Genomic DNA, 19,505 nt, shown 5'->3' on the forward strand with positions numbered 1-19,505 from the left:
TATGTACCTGATCAACGGACAGCTTCACGCCGACCGCACCCTCGAAGCCGCACTGCAACAGCTTTATCTGGATCTGCCAGAACGATTGGCCAGAACACTCGACACAGCGACCGTGCTGGGCGCAGCCGCCACTTTTGCAGAACGTCTGCAAGACCCGGACAGGGCATTGCCCATCGAGCCCGAGCAACGCCGGTCACTGTTCGAGTTCTGCCAACCCGATGCCCTGCGACGCAAACTTGAGCGCGAACTCGGCGAGCAACCGGGCACGCTGCGTCGCATCGATTATCACCAGCCGCGTTTTGAACGCTGGAGCCCGCTGGGGCTGGTGGTTCACATCACCCCCGGCAACGCACCGCTGCTGGCCTTCTGCGCCGTGATCGAAAGCCTGCTGGCCGGCAACGTCAACTGGCTGCGCCCCAGCAGCAGCGACCAAGGCCTTACCGCCCGGTTGCTCCATGCCCTGGCGCAATGCGACGTTACGGGACAGATCGCGGGGCATATCGCGGTCATTCCGGCGTCCACTGACCGCATCGGTCAATTGTGCCAGCGAGCCAATGGTGTTTCGGCATGGGGCGGCGAATTGGCGCTACAAGCCATCCGCGAACAACTTCCCGCCGGATGCCGCTGGATCGACTGGGGGCACCGAATCAGCTTTGTTTACCTCACCCCAGAGTCAGCCTCGGCGCAGGCGCAGGCGCAGGCGCTGGATGCGGTGGCGGATGAAGTCTGCCGCCTCGACCAGCAAGCTTGCTCCAGCCCACAGTGGCTGCTGGTGGACAGCAATAACGAGGATGTTCTGCGCACCATCGGTGAGGGTTTGGCAAAGGCGTTCGAACGCCGGGCCCAACGCTGGCCGGCCCTGGTGCCGTCGGTTCAGGAAGCTTCGGAAATCACCACCCGTGTCGCAATGGCGCAACTGGCTTACAGTTTTTCCGGCACCGCCGGCCACGTCTGGCAGGCGCCGGACTGGCAGGTGATCTGGACCCATGACCGGCAGCTCGGCCCCTCGCCGCTGTTTCGCAGTGTGCTGCTCAAGCCGCTGCCACGTGCGCAGATCACCAAAGCCTTGTTGCCTTGGCGAAACGTGCTGCAAAGCTGCGCTTTGATCTGCTCTGAACATGAAACTGCCGATCTGTCGCAGACGTTGATCGCGGCCGGCGTCACGCGAATCACCCCGATCGAATCGATTCACGAAGGTTACGAGGGTGAACCTCACGACGGCGTTTATGCCTTGCAGCGTTTGAGTCGACGGGTATCGGTCAGCCTGCCCGTTACGACGCTGAACGCCCTCGCCACACTTGATCCCCTGCCGACACCACCCTGCGTGGCAGGCCTGCCCATCATGAGCAAAGAAGCCTTTGTCGCCCGCCCGATCAATCCAGCGGCCCGTTTGTACTTCCGCTCGGGCGGCAGCAGCGGAACACCGGCACTGTCAGGTTTCAGCTATCGCGATTTCCATCGCCAGATGCGCGCTGCCGCCGACGGCCTGTTTGCGGCGGGTCTCGATCCGGGTAGCGACCGGGTGATGAATCTGTTCTTCAGTGGCGGTTTGTATGGCGGCTTCTTCAGCTTTTCCAAAGTGCTGGAGCTGCTGGGTGTAGCCCATCTGCCAATGGGGGCGCCAGCCGATGACGACTACCGTGAAATCGCCCGGTTGATCATCGATCAGCGCGTGACCACGCTGGTCGGCATGCCGAGCACCCTCCACCGCCTGTTTCTCAACGAGCAGGCACGATTGCAGGACTATGGAGGCATCGAAAAAGTCTTCCTTGGCGGCGAACACCCCGGCGAGCAGAGCCGTGCATTGATGCACAGCTGTGGCGTCAAACTCATCCGGTCGGCGATTTACGGCAGTGTCGACGCAGGGCCGCTCGGCCATGCCTGTCCGGCGACCCCTGACGGTGTGTTCCATTTGATGAGTGATATCCAGCATCTGGAGATTGTCGGGTTCCAGGCCGATCTCCCGGTGATCGGCGATGAAACCGGACGTCTGGTTTTCACCTCCATTGAACGCCAAGGTCAGGACGTCGTGCGATATGACCTTGGCGACAGCGGCCGCTGGATTCCCGGCCAGTGCGCATGCGGTCTGCCCACTCCGCGCTTCGAGTTGCTGCAGCGTCATGGCCGGCTGATGCGCATCGGCACAGACTTCATTTGCCTGACAACGCTGGCGGAGTGTCTGCAAGCGGAATTTCAAGTGACCCTGGAGCATGCACCCGACGGTCTCGAGCGCATGCTGTTTCGCAGCCCTTTGCCGCCCGCTGACGTCCAGCGCCGTCTTCAGGATTACCCGACCTTGGCGACCCTGATCCAGACCGGACTTCTGACGGTCGACGCAGAAGTCTGTGCAATCGATCGGTTCAGCCGGAACAAGCATAGCGGCAAGACGCCGCTGGTGATCGACAACCGGGGCACCCGCCCCGTCTCTGAAGTCTAAGGAATGCACCATGAACACAAGGATTGAGTTGAGCGAACTCGTGGCATATGCACGCCGGCATTCAAGCTTTTATGCGAGCCACTTCACTGGTGTCCCCGATAACGTCAAGGCACTGGGTGAACTTCCGGTGATCGACCCCATTGCTTTCTGGAAGGACAGCCAGAACCTCGACCAATGGCCTGTCCTGACCGCCTCGATGGACAACGCATTGGTGTTCAAGACGGGGGGAACCACCAGTGCCGGCAAGTTTTCAGTCTTTCAACGCCACGAATGGCAAACCATGGTCTCGGCATTCGGTCGCAGTCTTTCCGGGCAATTGTCTGCGGGTGATCGCATCGCCAACCTGTTCTTTGCCGGCGACCTGTACGCAAGCTTCCTGTTCACTCACGATGCCCTCGCGCACGTTGAGACGGATGTCGTTGAATTCCCCTTCACCGGGCAGGTCGACTCGAACATTCTGGCCGATGCCATCGTCCAGCACCGGATCAATGTGTTGGCGGGTCTGCCGGCCCATTTTTTGACATTCGCGGCCTGGCTCGAACAGCACAGCCGGGTACTCGAAGGAGTAACAACCCTGCTTTATGCCGGCGAAAGTCTGTTCCCTGCACAAATGAAACGGTTGGGGCGCGTATTTCCCGCCGCCCGCATTGCCTCTATCGGTTACGCCAGTGTCGACGCCGGTTTCATGGGGGCCAGTCACCGAGACTGCGCCTTGGGTGAACATCGAGTAGCTGAGGGGCATAGCTTGGTAGAGATCCTCGATGAACAAACCGGTGAGGCGATTACACAATGTGATCAAGTGGGACGATTGGTGGTGACCAACCTGACCCGCCGACTGATGCCGTTGATCCGTTACCCGGTCGGTGACCGGGCCTGCTGGCGAGAGCCGGCCAACACACCTCGGCGCAAATTTGCACTGAGGGGACGTTGCGCCGACAGCCAGCGGTTGCGCGTGGGAATACTGACCCTCATGCCACAGTCAATCGGCGAGACCGTGCAGCGCCTCACCGGCAGTGACGATTGGCAGTTGGTGATCGAGCAAGACGAAGGGCGCGACGTCCTGCTCTTGAAATGGGTGCCGGATGCGGCGTCTCCAGTTGGCGAACACGCAGACCGGATGCTGCACCATGCATTGACCGCCGATTATCCGTTGATCGAGCAGTTGAGCGCTCAGCATCTGCTTGAGTTGCAGATCCGGCGCTGCGCGATTCAGGATCTGTCCCGCCATCCTCGTTCGGGCAAACAGCAGCGCGTCGTGGATTTGCGCGACTACGACAACCTGCATGCGGAGGATCACCCATGGAAACGCTGATTCTGCGCAGTTACCGCAACAGCGACGCGCTCGCCGTCAGCCAATTGTTCAGGAAGATCTACGGCGATCATTACGCTCAACCGCATGTGTACCTGCCTCGCATGATCAGCCAGAACCAGGTCGGCGGTCGCTGGCATTCACTGGTGGCGGTGTCGGGGGATCAGATGCTGGGGCACGCGTCGTTAATTCGCGACAGAGAGTCGCGCATCGCCGAACTGGCGCTGACTGTGGTGGACCCGCAGTCCCGTGGCCAAAGCATTGCCACACGGTTGGGCCAACAATTGCTGATTCACGCCCAGGCGCTCGGCTACCGGGGGGTGACGATCAAACAGATGACCCATCACCCGTACACACAAAGGATGGCCGCCAGCCTGGGCTTTCAAAATACCGGATTGCTGCCTGATTACGCCCCGTCGCCCTTTGGCGATTCGGCACCGGAGACGCTGATCCTGGGGTACGCCCGGATAGACGACTATCAGCGCCCGCTGCCGAAACTCAAGTGGCCCGATGACTACGGGAAATTCATGCAGAAGATGATCGATGTGCTCGGGAGCCGGGACACCGCTTCCCCCTGGATCGGCGAACCCGCGCAGCTGGAACAGCGCTGGGGTCGCTATGACAGTGTACTGGAGGCGCTCGACGAGGGACTTCTCAGGCAATTGCAGCAGTTGCCGGCACATTGGCTGATTTCGATCAGGCTCAGAATGACGCAGGGATTCGACAGTGCCTGGTGCAAATTGTCGGAAACGGGGTTTGTCTTCACCGGATTGGCGCCCGATGAAAAAGGGGAAGGATGGCTGGCGCTGTTTCATCGAGGATTTCAGCCGAAGGCACTGACGCTGCATTGCCCGCAAATGCAGTTTTTGCATGACGACATGCAGCGTCGGCGACTGAAAACGCCATAAACGACAAGGCCCGCACCGTTGCCGGGCGGGCCTTGTCCGTCATGCCTTGGCGCTGACGCCTTGATCGGTTGGCGGCTTGCGTTCGCCGCCCTGTCCGTAGGTCTTCAGGTTCTGCAGCACATAGATGGCTTTCTTGTACTCAGGAATCAACGTATTCGCGTACTTGTTGCCCTTGAGGTTGTTGTTCTGGATGGTATCCAGTTGCGTTGCGAAGTACTCCAGCGCATTGAACTTGGCATCCGGATCCGTCTGTATGCCGAAGCGATCGAACTTGTCGCCAGCATTGAGCAAGGTCATGGACGTGATCTCTGAAATCAGGCCCCGGCTGCGCAGCATTGCACTCAGGCTGCCCAATTGCTTGGCAGAAACATTGGTGGGATCGAAACCCTTGATGTTCTTGTGCAGACCCTGCTTGTCCATCTCCGCCGTACTGATCGCGGTAGGGTCGTTGCCGACCAGGGCCAGCATCTGCTTGACCTTCACGCTTTGAGAAACCGGTTTGCTCGAGCTTCCTGTATCTCGAACCAGCAAACCCGCCTTGGGTTGCCAGGCACCGGTATATCCGATAGTCATGCGCAAGCTCCTTGCGAAGAAAACATGAAAAGCTCCTTGTTGAACCACTTTTGAGTTGCCCGGAGTATCGGCCGGCAAACTAGTGGCACCAACTCCTTTCTGCACTTTTTTACAATTTTTGTACATTCACGATACAAACCGTAAACCACCCCTAAATACGGGACTAGAGCGATCATGACAAGGTGATTAAAGCGGGATTATTCCTCTAATGTCCGGGATGGTTAGTTCTCGTGTATCGGGTCGGATACGTTCCTTTGGTCGGGATCGCATCTTTTAGGACGAAAGTACCTAAAGCTTCCCGAGAACCCAACGATACGTTAGGAAACCCGCGCTGTTTTTTTTCCTGCCCACAATAAGAATCCCTGCTCAAGGACCGGTTTCCATGCCCGCATTCCGCACCATTCAGGCTCGCTACACGCTGTTTCTGGTTCTGTTCATTCTGTTGTTGTCGGTTCTGACGGTGGTTGGCATCAGCCAGCTGGTCGCGCCCAAGCTGCGCCATACCGAAGAACAAGTCGTGCTCAATCGCATCGCTGAGGTGGCCGAGCAGATCCAGGGCGAATTGAACAAGGTCCAGGCGCAACAGCGCAGCATCACCCAGACCATCCCGCTGCTCGACAGCGCAGTCATCGACAACGTGTTGCCGGGGCTGGTGGATCAATACGGCGAACTGAAAGTATTTGGCGGCGGGATCTGGCCATTGCCCGGCCAGCGCGAGGCCGGACGCAACAAGTTCAGTACGTTCTGGCACCGTGATGCCTCTGGCAAACTGGCGGTAAACACCTTCTGGAACAGCGACGCGGCCCCCAACTATTACGACCAGAGCTGGTACAAGGGCGGCATGCAGACCCCGCGCGGCCAGTGCGCCTGGGCCGCTGCCTATAAAGATGACGCCAGCGCCGAACCACGCACCAACTGCGCCATGGCCATCCAGAAAAACGGCAGCGCCTGGGGCGTCTCGACCATCGACGTGACCCTGGGCTTCTTCAACGATCTGGTGGCGCGCAAGGAAAAAGACCTCAACGCCGAAATGCTGATCGTCGAGGCCGACGGCAAGATCATCAGCAACAGCTCGCGCATCAGCGGACCGATCGTGCTGAAGAACATCAGCGAACTGGCCGGCGGCTCGACCTTCGCCAGCCAGGTCAAGGCCGGGCTGCAAAACCGTGAGCAGGCGCAACGCGTCGAATTCGACAACCACGGTGAAGCCAGCACCTTCTTCATGCGCCCGATCGAAGGCACCCCGTGGTTCCTCGCCACCGCGCTGCCGACCAAAATGCTCACCGCCCAGCGTGACGACGTGCTCAGCAGCCTGAGCCTGTTGCAGATTCCGCTGGTGATCCTGCTGGTGCTGTTGCAGGTCTACGCGATCCGCCAACTGGTTTCGCGCATGAAAGCGCTGAAAGCCAACATCGATTCGCTGTCCAGCGGCGATGCCGACCTGACCCGGCGCATCACCATCCGCGCTGAAGACGAACTCGGCGCCATCGGGCATTCGGTCAACACCTTCATCGCCTACCTGCAAAACATGATCGGCGAGGTCACCCAGGCTACCGGCGCCATGGCTTCGAGCCTCGACAACCTGCAACGCACCTCGGCGCATACCAGCCAGATTCTGCTGCGCCACGCTTCGGAAACCGATCAGACGGTTACCGCGATCAACGAAATGAGCTCGACCGCCGAAAGCGTCGCGCAAAATGCCGCCGAAACCGCCGCCTTCACCCAACGCGCCAACGAAAACGCCGACCGCTCCCGCATCGTGGTCGGTGAAGCCTCCGGCAGCGTTGTGGCCTTGATCGACGAGGTGGCCAGCGCTACCCACAAGGTCGAAAGCATGCAGCAGGATGCCCAGCGCATCACCGAAATCCTTGGTGTGATTGGCGCCATCGCCGGCCAGACCAACCTGCTGGCGCTCAACGCTGCGATCGAAGCGGCACGGGCTGGTGAACAGGGTCGCGGTTTTGCGGTGGTGGCGGACGAAGTCCGTGCCCTCGCCGCCCGCACGCAGGCCAGTACCTCGGAAATCAACGAGATGTTGACCCGCCTGACCCAAGGCGTGAGCTCGTCGGTCAGCGCCATGGAAAACACCCAGGCCAGTTGCCAGTCGGCCGCCGATGCCACCACCCGGGTCAACAGCGGGCTGGATGAAATGGCCGGTGCCGTCAGCCACATCAACAGCCTCAGCACCCAGATCGCTACCGCCGCCGAACAGCAGAGCGCGGTCACCGAAGAGATCAACCGCAGCATGGTGCAGATCCGCCACATGGTCGATGAACTGGTGGAAAGCGGTCAGGCCAGCGAACTCAACACCCGTCAACTGCTGGAAGCCAACAGCCGGGTGAGCGCGATCATGGGGCGCTTCAAGGTTCGCTGACATTTTTGTCATCTTGCACTCAGCGGCCTGTCAGGCTTGATCTACGATCATGTTGGCAGGCCTGCTCCGTATCACTTGGAAACACTCCGTTGATGCCCGGCAGGAAAAACCGGTCAAAATGCCTTCCTTTTTTGACCGTTTCTCCTTTGAGCCGAGAGCCCTCCATGCGAAACCATCTGCGTCTGGCCGTCCTGAGCGCCCTTTTCATCTCCTCTCTGGCGCAAGCCGCCGACCTCATCCCGATCGAAGTCCACCGCGACGCCAACTGCGGCTGCTGCAAGAAATGGATCAGCCATCTGGAAGCCAACGGCTTCAAGGTTGAAGACCACGTCGAATCCGACATGAGCAGCTTCAAGCAGCAACATGGCGTGCCGCCGCGTCTGGCGTCCTGTCACACCGCAATCATCAACGGCAAATTCGTCGAAGGCCACGTTCCGGCAGAGCAAGTGCTGGCCCTGAGCAAGCGTGACGATCTGCTGGGCATTGCCGCACCGGGCATGCCGATGGGCTCGCCGGGCATGGAAATGGACGGCATGAGCGATGCTTATCAAGTAATCGGCCTGAAGAAAGACGGCGCTGACGTCGTGGTGGCGGATTACCCGGCCCATTGATGACGGCGGGTTATCTCGGGCTGTTCCTGGCCGCGTTCGGGGCGGCGACGTTATTGCCGCTGCAATCGGAAGCCGTGCTGGTCGGGCTGCTGGTCAGCGATCGTTACTGGCTTTGGGGCCTGCTGGCGGTGGCGACGCTGGGCAACGTCCTCGGTTCGTCGGTGAACTGGTGGCTGGGGCGCGGGCTGGAACGGTTTCAGGACCGGCGCTGGTTTCCGGTCAGCCCCAAGCACATGGCGCGCGCCCGCGCTCACTATCAGCGCTATGGTCACTGGTCGCTGCTGCTCAGTTGGCTACCGGTCATTGGCGATCCGCTGACGCTGATCGCCGGGGTCATGCGCGAACCCCTCGGTCGATTCCTGTTGATCGTCACTATCGCCAAAGGCGCCCGCTATGGAGTGCTGGCGATACTCACCCTGGGCTGGCTCGGTTGAACGATCGGTCCCGGACATTGCCTGTGTTTAACGTCGCCCTAATCCGGCCGTTCCAGCATCGGCCGATTTCTTGTGGAGTTGTCCTATGTCTGTGTCGCTGACCCGCTGGCTGCCCGGCCTGTTGCTGACCGCCGCCCTGCCCCTGCTTGCTCACGCCGAAGGCCCGCAATACGGCCCGGAACTGCAAGGTTTCGATTATCCCTACACCCTCAAACACTTTGCCTTTCAGTCCCAGGGCAAGTCGCTGCAGATGGGTTACATGGACGTCGCCGCCCACGGCAAGGCCAACGGGCGCACCGTGGTGCTGATGCACGGCAAGAATTTTTGCGGCGCCACCTGGGACAGTTCGATCAAGGCCCTGAGCGAGGCCGGTTACCGGGTGATCGCCCCGGATCAGATCGGTTTCTGCTCCTCCAGCAAACCCGATCACTACCAGTACAGTTTCCAGCAACTGGCGGCCAACACCCAAGAGCTTGTCAAGAAGCTGGGCATTCAGAAAGCCACCCTGCTCGGCCACTCCACCGGCGGCATGCTCGCCACCCGTTACGCGCTGCAATACCCGGATCAGGTCGAGCAACTGGCGCTGGTCAATCCGATCGGGCTGGAAGACTGGAAAGCCCTCGGCGTGCCGTATCGCAGCGTCGATCAGTGGTATCAGCGCGAACTTAAAGTCACCGCTCACGGCATTCGCGACTATGAGCGCACGACCTATTACGACGGCCGCTGGAAACCCGAATTTGACCGCTGGGTGGACATGCTCGCCGGCCTCAGCAACGGGCCGGGCAAGACTCAGGTCGCATGGAACTCGGCGCTGATCTACGACATGATCTTCACCCAACCGGTGTACTACGAGTTCAAGGACCTGAAGATGCCGACCCTGCTGCTGATCGGCACCTCCGACACCACCGCCATCGGCAAGGACATCGCGCCGCCGGAAGTGAAGGCGAAAATCGGTCACTACGAAGTACTTGGCAAGCAGGTGGCGAAACTGATTCCTCAGTCCACGCTGGTGGAATTCCCCGGCATGGGCCACGCCCCGCAGATGGAAGAGCCGGCGAAATTCCACGAGGCACTGCTGGGCTGGCTGGACAAAACCAATCCCGTTCGTTGAAGAGGTAATGCTGATGGCGGTGCAGATTGCGGTGATCGATGACTGGCAGGATGTGGCCCGTGGCGTGGTCGACTGGTCGGTGCTCGACAATCTCGGCGAAGTCACCTTCGTTCATGAGTACCCGGCGGATAACGCCACGCTGGCCGAGCGTCTGGGCCGGTTCGAAGTGATCTGCGTGATGCGTGAACGCACGCGCTTCGATGAAGACCTGCTCAAACGCTTGCCGAACCTGAAACTGTTGGTCACCGGCGGCATGCGCAATGCGGCCCTCGACATGCAGGCCGCCGCGAAGCTCGGAATCAAGGTCAGCGGCACCGACAGTTACAAACACGCCGCACCGGAACTGACCTGGGCGCTGATCATGGCCGCCACCCGCAATCTGGTGAACGAGGCCAACGCCCTGCGCGCCGGCCAGTGGCAGCAAGGCCTGGGTGGCGACCTGCACGGCAAGACCCTGGGCATTCTCGGGCTTGGCAGCATTGGCCAGCGGGTGGCGCAGTACGGTCAGGTGTTCGGCATGCGCGTGATCGCCTGGAGCGAAAACCTCACCGCCGAGCGCGCCGAACAGGCCGGTGTCACTTATGTCAGCAAGCAGCAATTGTTCGAACAGGCTGACGTGCTGTCGGTGCACCTGGTGCTCAGCGACCGCAGCCGGGGTCTGGTCGACGCCCAGGCACTGGACTGGATGAAGCCGACCGCCCTGCTGGTCAACACGGCTCGCGGGCCGATCGTCGACGAAGCGGCACTGATCAAGGCTTTGCAGAAACAGCGCATCGGCGGTGCAGCACTGGACGTGTTCGATCAGGAACCGTTGCCGGCCCTGCACCCGTTTCGCACGCTCGATAACGTGCTGGCCACTCCCCATGTCGGCTACGTCAGCCGGCAGAACTATCAGATGTTCTTTTCGCAAATGATCGAAGACATTCAAGCCTGGTCAGCTGGAGAACCAATCCGCCTGCTCAACTGAGCCTCCTCACCTTCGCGGGCAATCCCTGCCCGCGAAGCAGCACCCGCTGTCCGCCCGCCAACACAACTGTCCGCACCGCAACAGTGCACTCGCACTTTCCCGACGCCCGAAATGGTGACTGGTCGGTCACCATTTTGCGTCATCGGCTCCGCCAAACATGCACTTCGTCGGAGCGTGCCCCCTCTCAAAGCCACGGTATTCGTGAGCCCGTAACAGATTGTCGAACAATTGATGCCGTTGGCATGGCCCGCTCTAGGATCTGGCCTAGACTGATTTTCGCGGGACAAAACCGACCGGTCACAAAGCGGAAAATTAATCGAAACTTTTGCTGATCGCGACGAGTCATCTGAAAGACAGGGCGAAAGCGACTGGTTCAAGTCTTGCAACGGCCTCCTCACCTGCATTCTGCTTGCGCGTGTTGGGTAGCTTGCTTACCGATGCGTGGCGCGTTTGCGCCCGGCCACGGGACTTGGCCATAGCTTGTTCGACACAAGAATCAGATCAACAAAACGGGAGATTCATATGATCAGTGCGGCATTGGATATTCAGGGAGAGCGTGCTCATCAGCCGGTCGGCGATTCCAGCACCATGAGCGTTCCCGGCAGCCGGTCGATCAACGTCCCGGGCACCAAGACGCTGACCCCGGTGGCCAGTCAGAACCCCAACAAGAAGAAAGTGTTGTTCGTGACCTCGGAAATCGCCGATCTGGTGAAAACTGGCGGTCTGGGCGACGTATCCGCTGCCCTGCCCCGTGCCATGGCGCATCTGCACGACGTTCGTGTATTGATTCCTGGTTACCCGCAAGTGATGAACAGCGAGAATCCGATCCACATCATTGGCGAACTGGGTGGCCACGCCGCGCTGCCGCCCTGCAAGATCGGGCGCATGGACATGCCTGACGGTCTGGTGATTTATGTGTTGATCTGCCCTGAACTCTACGCTCGCGACGGCGGCCCGTATGGCGCCAACAATGGTCGCGACTGGCCGGACAACCACATTCGCTTCGCCCGCCTGGGTCTGGCCGCTGCCGATATCGCCGCCAACCTCGCGCAAATCCACTGGTGCCCGGATCTGGTGCACGCCCACGATTGGCCGGCTGGCCTGGCGCCTGCCTACATGCACTGGCGCGGGCAGCGCACGCCGACCTTGTTCACCATTCACAACCTCGCTTATCAAGGCGTGACCAGCCTTGGCTCGTGCCCGGAACTCGGGATTCCCGCCCATGCCCTGCAACAGGAAGGCATGGAGTTCTACGGCAAGATGTCGTTCCTCAAGGCCGGCATGGCCTATTCGAGCCACATCACCACCGTCAGTGCCACCTACGCGCAGGAAATCACCACCCCGGATTTCGGCTGCGGTCTCGACGGTTTTCTCGCCGCCAAGACCCAGCAAGGTTTGCTCAGCGGCATCCCCAATGGCATCGATGAAAGCTGGGACGCCGCCACCGACCCGCATCTGTTTGCACCGTTCGCCATCGGCGACTGGGAAGGCAAAGCCATCAACGCAGCGCACGTTCGTGAACTGTTCGGTCTGCAAGACTCTGAAGGCCCGCTGTTTGCCGTGGTCTCGCGTCTGGTTTATCAAAAAGGCCTGGACCTGACCGAAGCCGTTTCGGAGTACATCGTGCAGAACGGTGGCCAGATCGCGATCATCGGCCGTGGCGAGCCGGAAGAAGAACAGGCCATGCGCGAACTGGCGCTGCGCTTTCCCGGCCAGATCGGCGTGCGCATCGGCTTCAATGAAACCGATGCCCGCCGCATGTTTGCCGGCAGCGATTTCCTGCTGATGCCATCACGCTATGAGCCTTGCGGTCTGAGCCAGATGTACGCCCAGCGCTTCGGTTCGTTGCCGGTAGCGCGCAATACCGGCGGCCTGGCCGACACCATTGAAAACGGCGTCACCGGTTTTCTCTTCAACGAATCGACAGTGGACAGCTATCGCGAAGCACTGAGCCGCGCGTTCAAGGTTTTTGCCTTTCCAGAGCTGCTCAATGCCATGCGTTGCCGGGCAATGGCGGCCCCTTTCAACTGGTGCAAAGCCGTCGAACCCTATGCCGATCTCTACGAACAACTGGTGGCCAAGGCGCTGGGTAAAACCCACCACAAATAACCAGGGAGGTTGTCGATGAAGCCGTTACGGTCCCATGAAACCTGGCCCCACGGCGCGATCATGCTGGAGACTGACCACACACAGTTTGCGTTGTGGGCGCCGGATGCGTTTTACGTAAGTGTCGAAATGGACAACGGCCAGTCACTGCCGATGCTGCCGCAGAATGACGGCTGGTTCGTGATCAAGAGCCGCTGCCCGGCCGGCACTCGCTACCGATTCAACATTGATGGTGAACTTGAGGTGCCGGACCCGGCCTCCAGAGCGCAGGACGGGGATCTGGATCGCCACAGTGTGGTGGTCGATCCCCACGCCTACCCGTGGCGGCATGTGACCTGGCAGGGTCGACCGTGGAATGAAGCGGTGATCTACGAGTTGCATGTCGGCGCGCTCGGCGGTTTTGCCGAGGTCGAGCAACACCTTGAACGCCTCGCTGCCCTGGGCATTACCGCCATCGAGCTGATGCCGATCGCGCAATACCCCGGCGATCGCAACTGGGGTTACGACGGCGTGCTGCACTATGCGCCGCAAGCTTCCTATGGCACGCCGGAACAACTCAAACACCTGATCGACAGCGCCCACGGTCACGGTCTGGCGGTCATTCTCGACGTGGTCTACAACCACTTCGGCCCGGACGGCAATTATCTGCATCGCTACGCCAAGGGCTTTTTTCGCGAAGACAAACATACGCCGTGGGGCGCCGCGATTGATTTCCGGCGTCGCGAGGTGCGGGACTTCTTCATCGATAACGCGCTGATGTGGTTACTGGAGTACCGCTTTGACGGCCTGCGCCTGGACGCGGTGCACGCCATCGAGGACCCGGACTTCCTCCAGGAACTCGCCCGTCGCGTCCGTCAGCAGATCGACCCGGCCCGCCACGTCTGGCTGACCGTGGAGAACGAACACAATCAGGCCAGCCTGCTGGAAGAAGCCTACGACGCGCAGTGGAACGACGACGGCCACAACGCCCTGCATGTGTTGCTGACCGGTGAAACCGATGCCTATTACGCTGACTACGCCGAGCAGCCCACCGAACAACTGGCCCGCTGCCTGAGCCAGGGTTTCGTGTTTCAGGGTCATATCACCCGCCATGGCGAACCCCGTGGCGAGCCGAGCGAGCATCTTCCCTCCACCGCGTTCGTGCTGTTCCTGCAGAACCATGATCAAATCGGCAACCGCGCCTTCGGCGAACGTCTGCATCAACTGGCCGACCCGCGCGCGGTGGAAGCAGCGACCGTACTGCTGTTGCTGTCGCCGATGATTCCCTTGATGTTCATGGGCGACGAATACGCCGCCGAACAACCCTTCCTGTTTTTCACCAGCCACCATGGCGAACTGGCGAAGCTGGTGCGCGAAGGCCGCCGGAATGAGTTTGCAGCGTTCAGTGCTTTCTCCGATCCGCATAAACGCGAGCAGATTCCCGACCCGAACGCCGAGCAAACCTTTCACGCCTCACAACCGCGGCTGGTCGGCAGCGGCACACCTCGGCAACGAGCGACGTTGGCGCTGTATCGCCAGCTTCTGCAATTGCGCCATCAATACATCATTCCCAACCTGCCCGGCACCCAAGCCCTTGGCGCCCATGTATTGGGGCCGGGCGCCGTCAGCGCGCGCTGGCGGCTGGGTGATGGCAGCGAGCTGCGAATCGACCTGAACCTCGGTGACACGCCAGTGGTCAACCCACCACAGGGCGATACGGAATGGCTGTTCAGCCAGCCTCCCGCTGTCGACCTGACGGATAAGGGGCAACTGCCCCCGTATTGCGCGCTCGTCAGCCTCACGGCCGCAACCCCTTTGCCCCCCCTGGATGGAGAGCGCCTATGAGCGATGCGCAACTGGAAATTCTCGCCAGCCGAGCCGGCCTTGCCGTCGACTGGATCGACGCCAACGGCCGCCAGCAAAAAGTCGCCCCGGCGGTGCTGCGCAATGTTTTGACCGGCCTCGGTCACCCGGCCGGAACGGCCCAGGAAATCGACGCCAGCCTGCTCGAACTGCAACAGGTGCAGGAAAATCGTAATCTGCCTCCGCTGCTCACCGCAGACGTCGGCGTGGGTCTGGACCTGGCCCGCTATTTCGAACCCGATACCCCTTGCGAGGTTCACCTTGAAGACGGCTCGCGCCTGAGCCTGAAGCTGGATGCCAAGGCCGTGTTGCCCGGCGAGATTCCGGTCGGCTACCAGCAAGTGCACATCGCCGATCAGCAATTCACTCTGGCCGTCGCACCGGAGCGCTGCTTCAGCGTGGGTGACGCGGTGGACAGCCCGATCCCTCGCGTGTGGGGCCTGAGCGTGCAGCTTTATGGCTTGCGCCGACCCGGCGATGGCGGTTTCGGCGACACCCAGGCTTTGGAAGAACTAGCCCGGGTGGCCGGCGAGCGCGGCGCCGATGCGCTGGCGATCAGCCCGCTGCACGCGATGTTCAGCGCCGACACCGGGCGCTACAGCCCCTACTCGCCGTCCAGTCGGCTGTTTCTCAATTCGTTGTACGCCGCACCCGGCGCAATCCTCGGCGAGCGCGCGCTGCGCGATGCGATTGACGCGGCCGGCCTGACCGATCAGTTCGAGCAACTGGAAAACCTGAAACTGATTGACTGGCCGAAAGCCGCCGAAGCCAAACTGAAACTGCTGCAAGCCTTGTACGACGGCTTCATCGGCGGCGAACACCCGTTGCACGCCGACTTCTCCAGTTTTCGCGATGCCGGCGGCGAAGCGCTGGAAAACCACTGTCGCTTCGAAGCCATCCAGGAAATGCGCGCCGCCCGTGGCGAAAGCCTCGACTGGCGCCAATGGCCGGAACACTGGCACGACCCGCGCGGTGCCGCCCTCGGCGCGTTTGCCGAGGAATACGCCGAGCGCATCAGCTACTTCGCGTTCTGCCAATGGTTGATCCACCGCTGCCTCGAACGCGCCCAGACCGCCGCTCGCAGCGCCGGCATGGGCATCGGCCTGATCGCCGATCTGGCGGTGGGCGCCGACGGTGCCGGCAGTCAAGCCTGGAGCTTTCAGGACGAGCTGTTGGCCTCGCTGACCGTCGGCGCGCCGCCAGACATCCTCAATCGCTCCGGCCAGGGCTGGGGCATTTCTGCGTTTTCCCCGGAAGGTCTGGTGCGCAACGGTTTTCGTGCGTTCATCGACATGCTGCGCGCCAATTTCGCCCACGCCGGCGGGCTGCGCATCGACCATGTCATGGGTCTGCAACGGTTATGGGTGATCCCCAACGGTGCAGCCCCGGCGGACGGCGCCTACCTGTATTACCCGGTGGATGACCTGCTGCGTCTGCTGACCCTCGAGTCCCATCGCCATCAAGCGATCGTGCTAGGTGAAGACCTCGGCACCGTGCCCGATGGTCTGCGGGAAAAGCTCATCGCCCGGGCCATGCTCGGCATGCGCGTGTTGCTGTTCGAACAGGACAACACCCATTTCAAACCGATCCTCGACTGGCCGGACAACGCCCTGGCCACCACCAGCACCCACGACCTGCCAACGCTCAACGGTTGGTGGCATGGCCGCGACATCGACTGGAACGCGCGGCTCGGGCTGATCGATGCCAATGGCGAAATCGACTGGCGCCGCTACCGCGAACGCGAGCGTGAAGGCTTGCGCGGTGCACTGAGCCAGGACCCGCAAAACTTTCGCGAGGAATCCCACGAGGCCGATCAGGTAGTCGACGCCGCTGTGCGTTTCCTCGGCCACACCCGCGCGCCGCTGGTGCTGCTGCCACTGGAAGATGCGCTGGGACTCGACGAACAAGCCAACTTGCCCGGCACCATCGACACCCACCCCAACTGGTCACGCCGCCTGCCCGGCACCAGTGAAGCGCTGCTTGATGGCATCGACGCCGCGAGACGCCTGGAACTGTTGGCTTGCGCGCGTCTTCAGGCAGCCGAGCGTGACCGATGAGTACATTGCCTATCCAGAGACCGCGGGCCACGGTCCGCCTGCAGTTTCATCGCGGCTTTACCCTTGATCAAGCAGTGCCGCTGGTGCCGTACTTCGCCCGGCTCGGCATCAGCCACATTTATGCCTCGCCGTTGCTCGCCGCCCGCGCGGGCTCGATGCACGGCTACGATGTGGTCGACCCGACCCGCGTCAATCCGGAACTCGGCGGCGAGCCGGCCTTGCGCCGTCTGGTCGCCAGCCTGCGCGAGCACGGCATGGGGCTGATCCTCGACATCGTCTCCAATCACATGGCGGTCGGGGGCGGCGACAATCCATGGTGGCTCGATCTGCTGGAATGGGGCCGGCTCAGTCCCTACGGCGAATTCTTCGACATTCAGTGGCACTCCCCTGACCCGTTGATGGAAGGCCAGTTACTGCTGCCGTTTCTTGGCAGCGATTACGGCGTCGCGCTCCAGGACGCGACCCTGCCGCTGGTGTTCAGCGCCGAGAGCGGCACCTTCCACGTCGAGCATTACGAGCATCACTTCCCGATCTGCCCCGGCGATTACGGCGAACTGCTCAAAGCTGATGACACCTCGAACGAAGCGCTCAAAGCCCTCGCCGACCGCTTCAGCGCGCTCAGTTATCAGACCGACGCCCGCTCGCTGGCCCTCCCGCTCAAGGAAGAACTTCAGCAACTGGCCAGCGACCCCGACGTTCTACAAGCCATTGAGCGCAACCTGACGCACTACGATTCGAAGACCGAAGAAGGTTTTCAGCGCCTGCACCAATTGCTGGAACGGCAAAGCTATCGTCTGGCGAGCTGGCGCACGGCGGCGGATGACATCAACTGGCGGCGTTTCTTCGACATCAACGAACTCGGCGGTTTGCGGGTCGAGCGCCCGGCGGTGTTTGAAGCGACCCACGGCAAGATCTTCCAGTTGATCGGCGAAGGCCTGATCGACGGCCTGCGCATCGACCACATCGACGGCCTCGCCGACCCGCGCAGTTACTGCCGCAAACTGCGCCGTCGCCTCAACCACCTGGCACCGGGCCGGCACTTGCCAATCTACGTCGAGAAGATCCTCGGCGACGGTGAAACCCTGCCCACCGACTGGTCCGTGGACGGCAGCACCGGTTACGAATTCATGAATCAGTTGTCGCTGCTGCAACACGACCCGGACGGCGAACATGTGCTGGGTGATTTGTGGAAACGTCGCACCGAACGTCCCTCTGCGTTTATCGAAGAAGCGCAACTGGCGCGCCAGCAGATCCTCAACGGTTCGCTGGCCAGCGATTGCGAGAGCGTCGCCCAGGCCCTGCTGCAAGTGGCGCGCGATGACCTGATGACCCGCGACCTCACGCTCGGCTCGATCCGTCGGGTGTTGCAGGCGCTGATCGTGCACTTCCCGGTCTATCGCACCTACATCACCCCGATGGGTCGTTCGGCGCGGGACGAAGTGTTTTTCCAGCAGGCCATGGACGGTGCCCGGCAGACATTGAGCGAAGCCGATTGGCCGGTGCTCGACTCTGTAGCCGGATGGCTCGGCGGCCAGCCGTGGCGACGCAAGCCCCGTGGCCGTTCGCGCAAGATTCTGAAACACGCCTGCGTGCGCTTTCAGCAACTCACCTCACCAGCCGCCGCCAAAGCGGTGGAAGACACCGCGCTGTATCGCTCGGCGGTGCTGCTGTCGCGCAATGACGTCGGCTACAACACCGAACAGTTCAGCGCGCCGGTCAGCGACTTTCACGCGGTGAACCAGCAACGGCTGGCGAGCTTCCCGGACAACCTGCTGGCCACCGCCACCCACGATCACAAACGCGGCGAGGACACCCGCGCGCGACTGGCCGTGCTCAGTGAACGCAGCCACTGGTACGCCGAACAGGTCGAGTTGTGGCGCGCCCTCGCCCGGCCGCTGCGCCATGACGATCAACTGCCGTCGTCGGCAGACGAATTGATCCTCTATCAGGCGCTGCTCGGCAGTTGGCCGCTGGACCTGCGCGACGACGATCAGGCCGGTTTCGCCGACTACGCCAAACGTGTCTGGCAGTGGCAGCAGAAAGCCCTGCGCGAAGCCAAGCTGCAAAGCAGCTGGAGTGCACCGAACGAGGCTTACGAAAACGCGGCGCAAGCGTTCACTGAACAGTTGCTGCTGGCACCCGAGGGCGAACTGCTGCGCGGGGCCCTGGCCAAGAGCGTCAACAGCATTGCTGCTGCCGGGGCTCTGAACGGGCTGGCGCAAACCTTGCTGCGCATGACAGTGCCGGGAGTGCCGGATCTGTATCAGGGCAACGAGTTCTGGGACTTCAGCATGGTCGACCCGGACAACCGCCGGCCAGTGGACTACGCCGCCCGGCAGCAGGCGCTGGAGACTCCCGGTCCGGTTCAGGAACTGTTGGTGAACTGGCGCGACGGGCGAATCAAGCAGGCATTGATCGCCCAGGTACTGCGTCTGCGCGCCGACGACACCGAGTTGTTTCGCCAGGGTTCGTACCAGGCCCTCGAGATACTGGGCAGCCAGGCGCACAACGTGCTCGCGTTTGCCCGCGAGCATGGGGGGCAACGGATCATCGTAGTCGTGCCGATCCGTTGCGCAACACTGCTGGAAAACAGTGCCATACCGAAGGTCGATGCGCTGCGCTGGGGCGACACGCGAGTAGTTTTACCGTTCGACGCCTCTGACGAAAATCTGAAGGGACTTTTTTCAAGCAGCGCAGTCACAAAAAACAGGGAGCTGCACGTCAGCGCCGCACTGGGGGACTTCCCGGTCAATCTGCTTATCCAACACGTCTAGCA

12 protein-coding genes and 2 pseudogenes are annotated in these 19,505 nt (G+C 61.4%); 13 read left to right on the top strand and 1 reads right to left on the bottom strand.

What is annotated here, in order from left to right; genetic code table 11:
• Position 1: 1 nt before the first annotated feature.
• The 3 genes from CAF63_RS05995 to CAF63_RS06005 are packed head-to-tail and all read left to right on the top strand — an operon-like array spanning position 2 to position 4,654.
• Complete coding sequence (locus CAF63_RS05995) at positions 2-2,437, top strand: aldehyde dehydrogenase family protein (protein WP_085683795.1); 2,436 nt, start codon at positions 2-4, stop codon at positions 2,435-2,437.
• A gap of 10 nt (positions 2,438-2,447) precedes the next feature.
• The gene (locus CAF63_RS06000) at positions 2,448-3,749 is read left to right on the top strand and encodes a phenylacetate--CoA ligase family protein (RefSeq protein WP_085683796.1); all 1,302 of its coding nucleotides are present in this window, start codon (positions 2,448-2,450) and stop codon (positions 3,747-3,749) included.
• The gene (locus tag CAF63_RS06005; RefSeq protein WP_085683797.1) at positions 3,737-4,654 is read left to right on the top strand and encodes a GNAT family N-acetyltransferase; all 918 of its coding nucleotides are present in this window, start codon (positions 3,737-3,739) and stop codon (positions 4,652-4,654) included. The genes CAF63_RS06000 and CAF63_RS06005 overlap by 13 nt, the downstream gene beginning before the upstream one ends.
• A 39-nt stretch (positions 4,655-4,693) precedes the next feature.
• Here CAF63_RS06005 and CAF63_RS06010 read toward each other — a convergent pair whose 3' ends face one another.
• A complete protein-coding gene (locus CAF63_RS06010) occupies positions 4,694-5,227 on the bottom strand; it encodes a hypothetical protein (protein ID WP_085683798.1) in 534 nt (177 codons plus the stop codon).
• 382 nt (positions 5,228-5,609) lie between these two features.
• On the opposite strand from CAF63_RS06010, the pseudogene CAF63_RS29170 reads away from it, so the two are divergent.
• The 10 genes and pseudogenes from CAF63_RS29170 to CAF63_RS06055 all read left to right on the top strand — a co-directional run.
• Positions 5,610-6,740, top strand: a pseudogene (locus CAF63_RS29170) (cache and HAMP domain-containing protein); the annotation flags it as partial.
• Between the two features lie 333 nt (positions 6,741-7,073).
• Positions 7,074-7,601: pseudogene (locus CAF63_RS29175) on the top strand (methyl-accepting chemotaxis protein); the annotation flags it as partial.
• A 164-nt stretch (positions 7,602-7,765) separates the two neighbouring features.
• Positions 7,766-8,212: a DUF411 domain-containing protein gene (locus CAF63_RS06020; RefSeq protein WP_085683800.1), complete on the top strand. Its 447-nt coding sequence runs from the start codon at positions 7,766-7,768 to the stop codon at positions 8,210-8,212.
• Positions 8,212-8,646, top strand: coding sequence for a YqaA family protein (locus CAF63_RS06025; protein WP_085683801.1), 435 nt, complete (start codon positions 8,212-8,214; stop codon positions 8,644-8,646). Before CAF63_RS06020 ends, CAF63_RS06025 begins: the two co-directional genes overlap by 1 nt.
• A gap of 85 nt (positions 8,647-8,731) precedes the next feature.
• A complete protein-coding gene (locus tag CAF63_RS06030) occupies positions 8,732-9,757 on the top strand; it encodes an alpha/beta fold hydrolase (RefSeq protein ID WP_085683802.1) in 1,026 nt (341 codons plus the stop codon).
• 13 nt (positions 9,758-9,770) lie between these two features.
• On the top strand, positions 9,771-10,724 hold the full coding sequence (locus CAF63_RS06035) for a D-2-hydroxyacid dehydrogenase family protein (protein WP_085683961.1): 954 nt from the start codon (positions 9,771-9,773) through the stop codon (positions 10,722-10,724).
• 522 nt (positions 10,725-11,246) lie between these two features.
• A complete protein-coding gene (glgA, locus tag CAF63_RS06040; protein WP_085683803.1) occupies positions 11,247-12,833 on the top strand; it encodes a glycogen synthase GlgA in 1,587 nt (528 codons plus the stop codon).
• 15 nt (positions 12,834-12,848) lie between these two features.
• On the top strand, positions 12,849-14,654 hold the full coding sequence (gene treZ / locus CAF63_RS06045) for a malto-oligosyltrehalose trehalohydrolase (RefSeq protein WP_085683804.1): 1,806 nt from the start codon (positions 12,849-12,851) through the stop codon (positions 14,652-14,654).
• Positions 14,651-16,729 carry a 4-alpha-glucanotransferase gene (gene malQ / locus CAF63_RS06050; RefSeq protein WP_085683805.1) on the top strand — a complete coding sequence of 693 codons (2,079 nt, stop codon included), beginning with the start codon at positions 14,651-14,653 and terminating at the stop codon, positions 16,727-16,729. The genes treZ and malQ overlap by 4 nt, the downstream gene beginning before the upstream one ends.
• The gene (locus CAF63_RS06055) at positions 16,726-19,503 is read left to right on the top strand and encodes a malto-oligosyltrehalose synthase (protein WP_085683806.1); all 2,778 of its coding nucleotides are present in this window, start codon (positions 16,726-16,728) and stop codon (positions 19,501-19,503) included. Before malQ ends, CAF63_RS06055 begins: the two co-directional genes overlap by 4 nt.
• Positions 19,504-19,505: the final 2 nt, after the last annotated feature.

Origin of the sequence: Pseudomonas sp. B20(2017), assembly GCF_002113125.1 — a bacterium.
Classification (GTDB): Bacteria; Pseudomonadota; Gammaproteobacteria; order Pseudomonadales; family Pseudomonadaceae; genus Aquipseudomonas.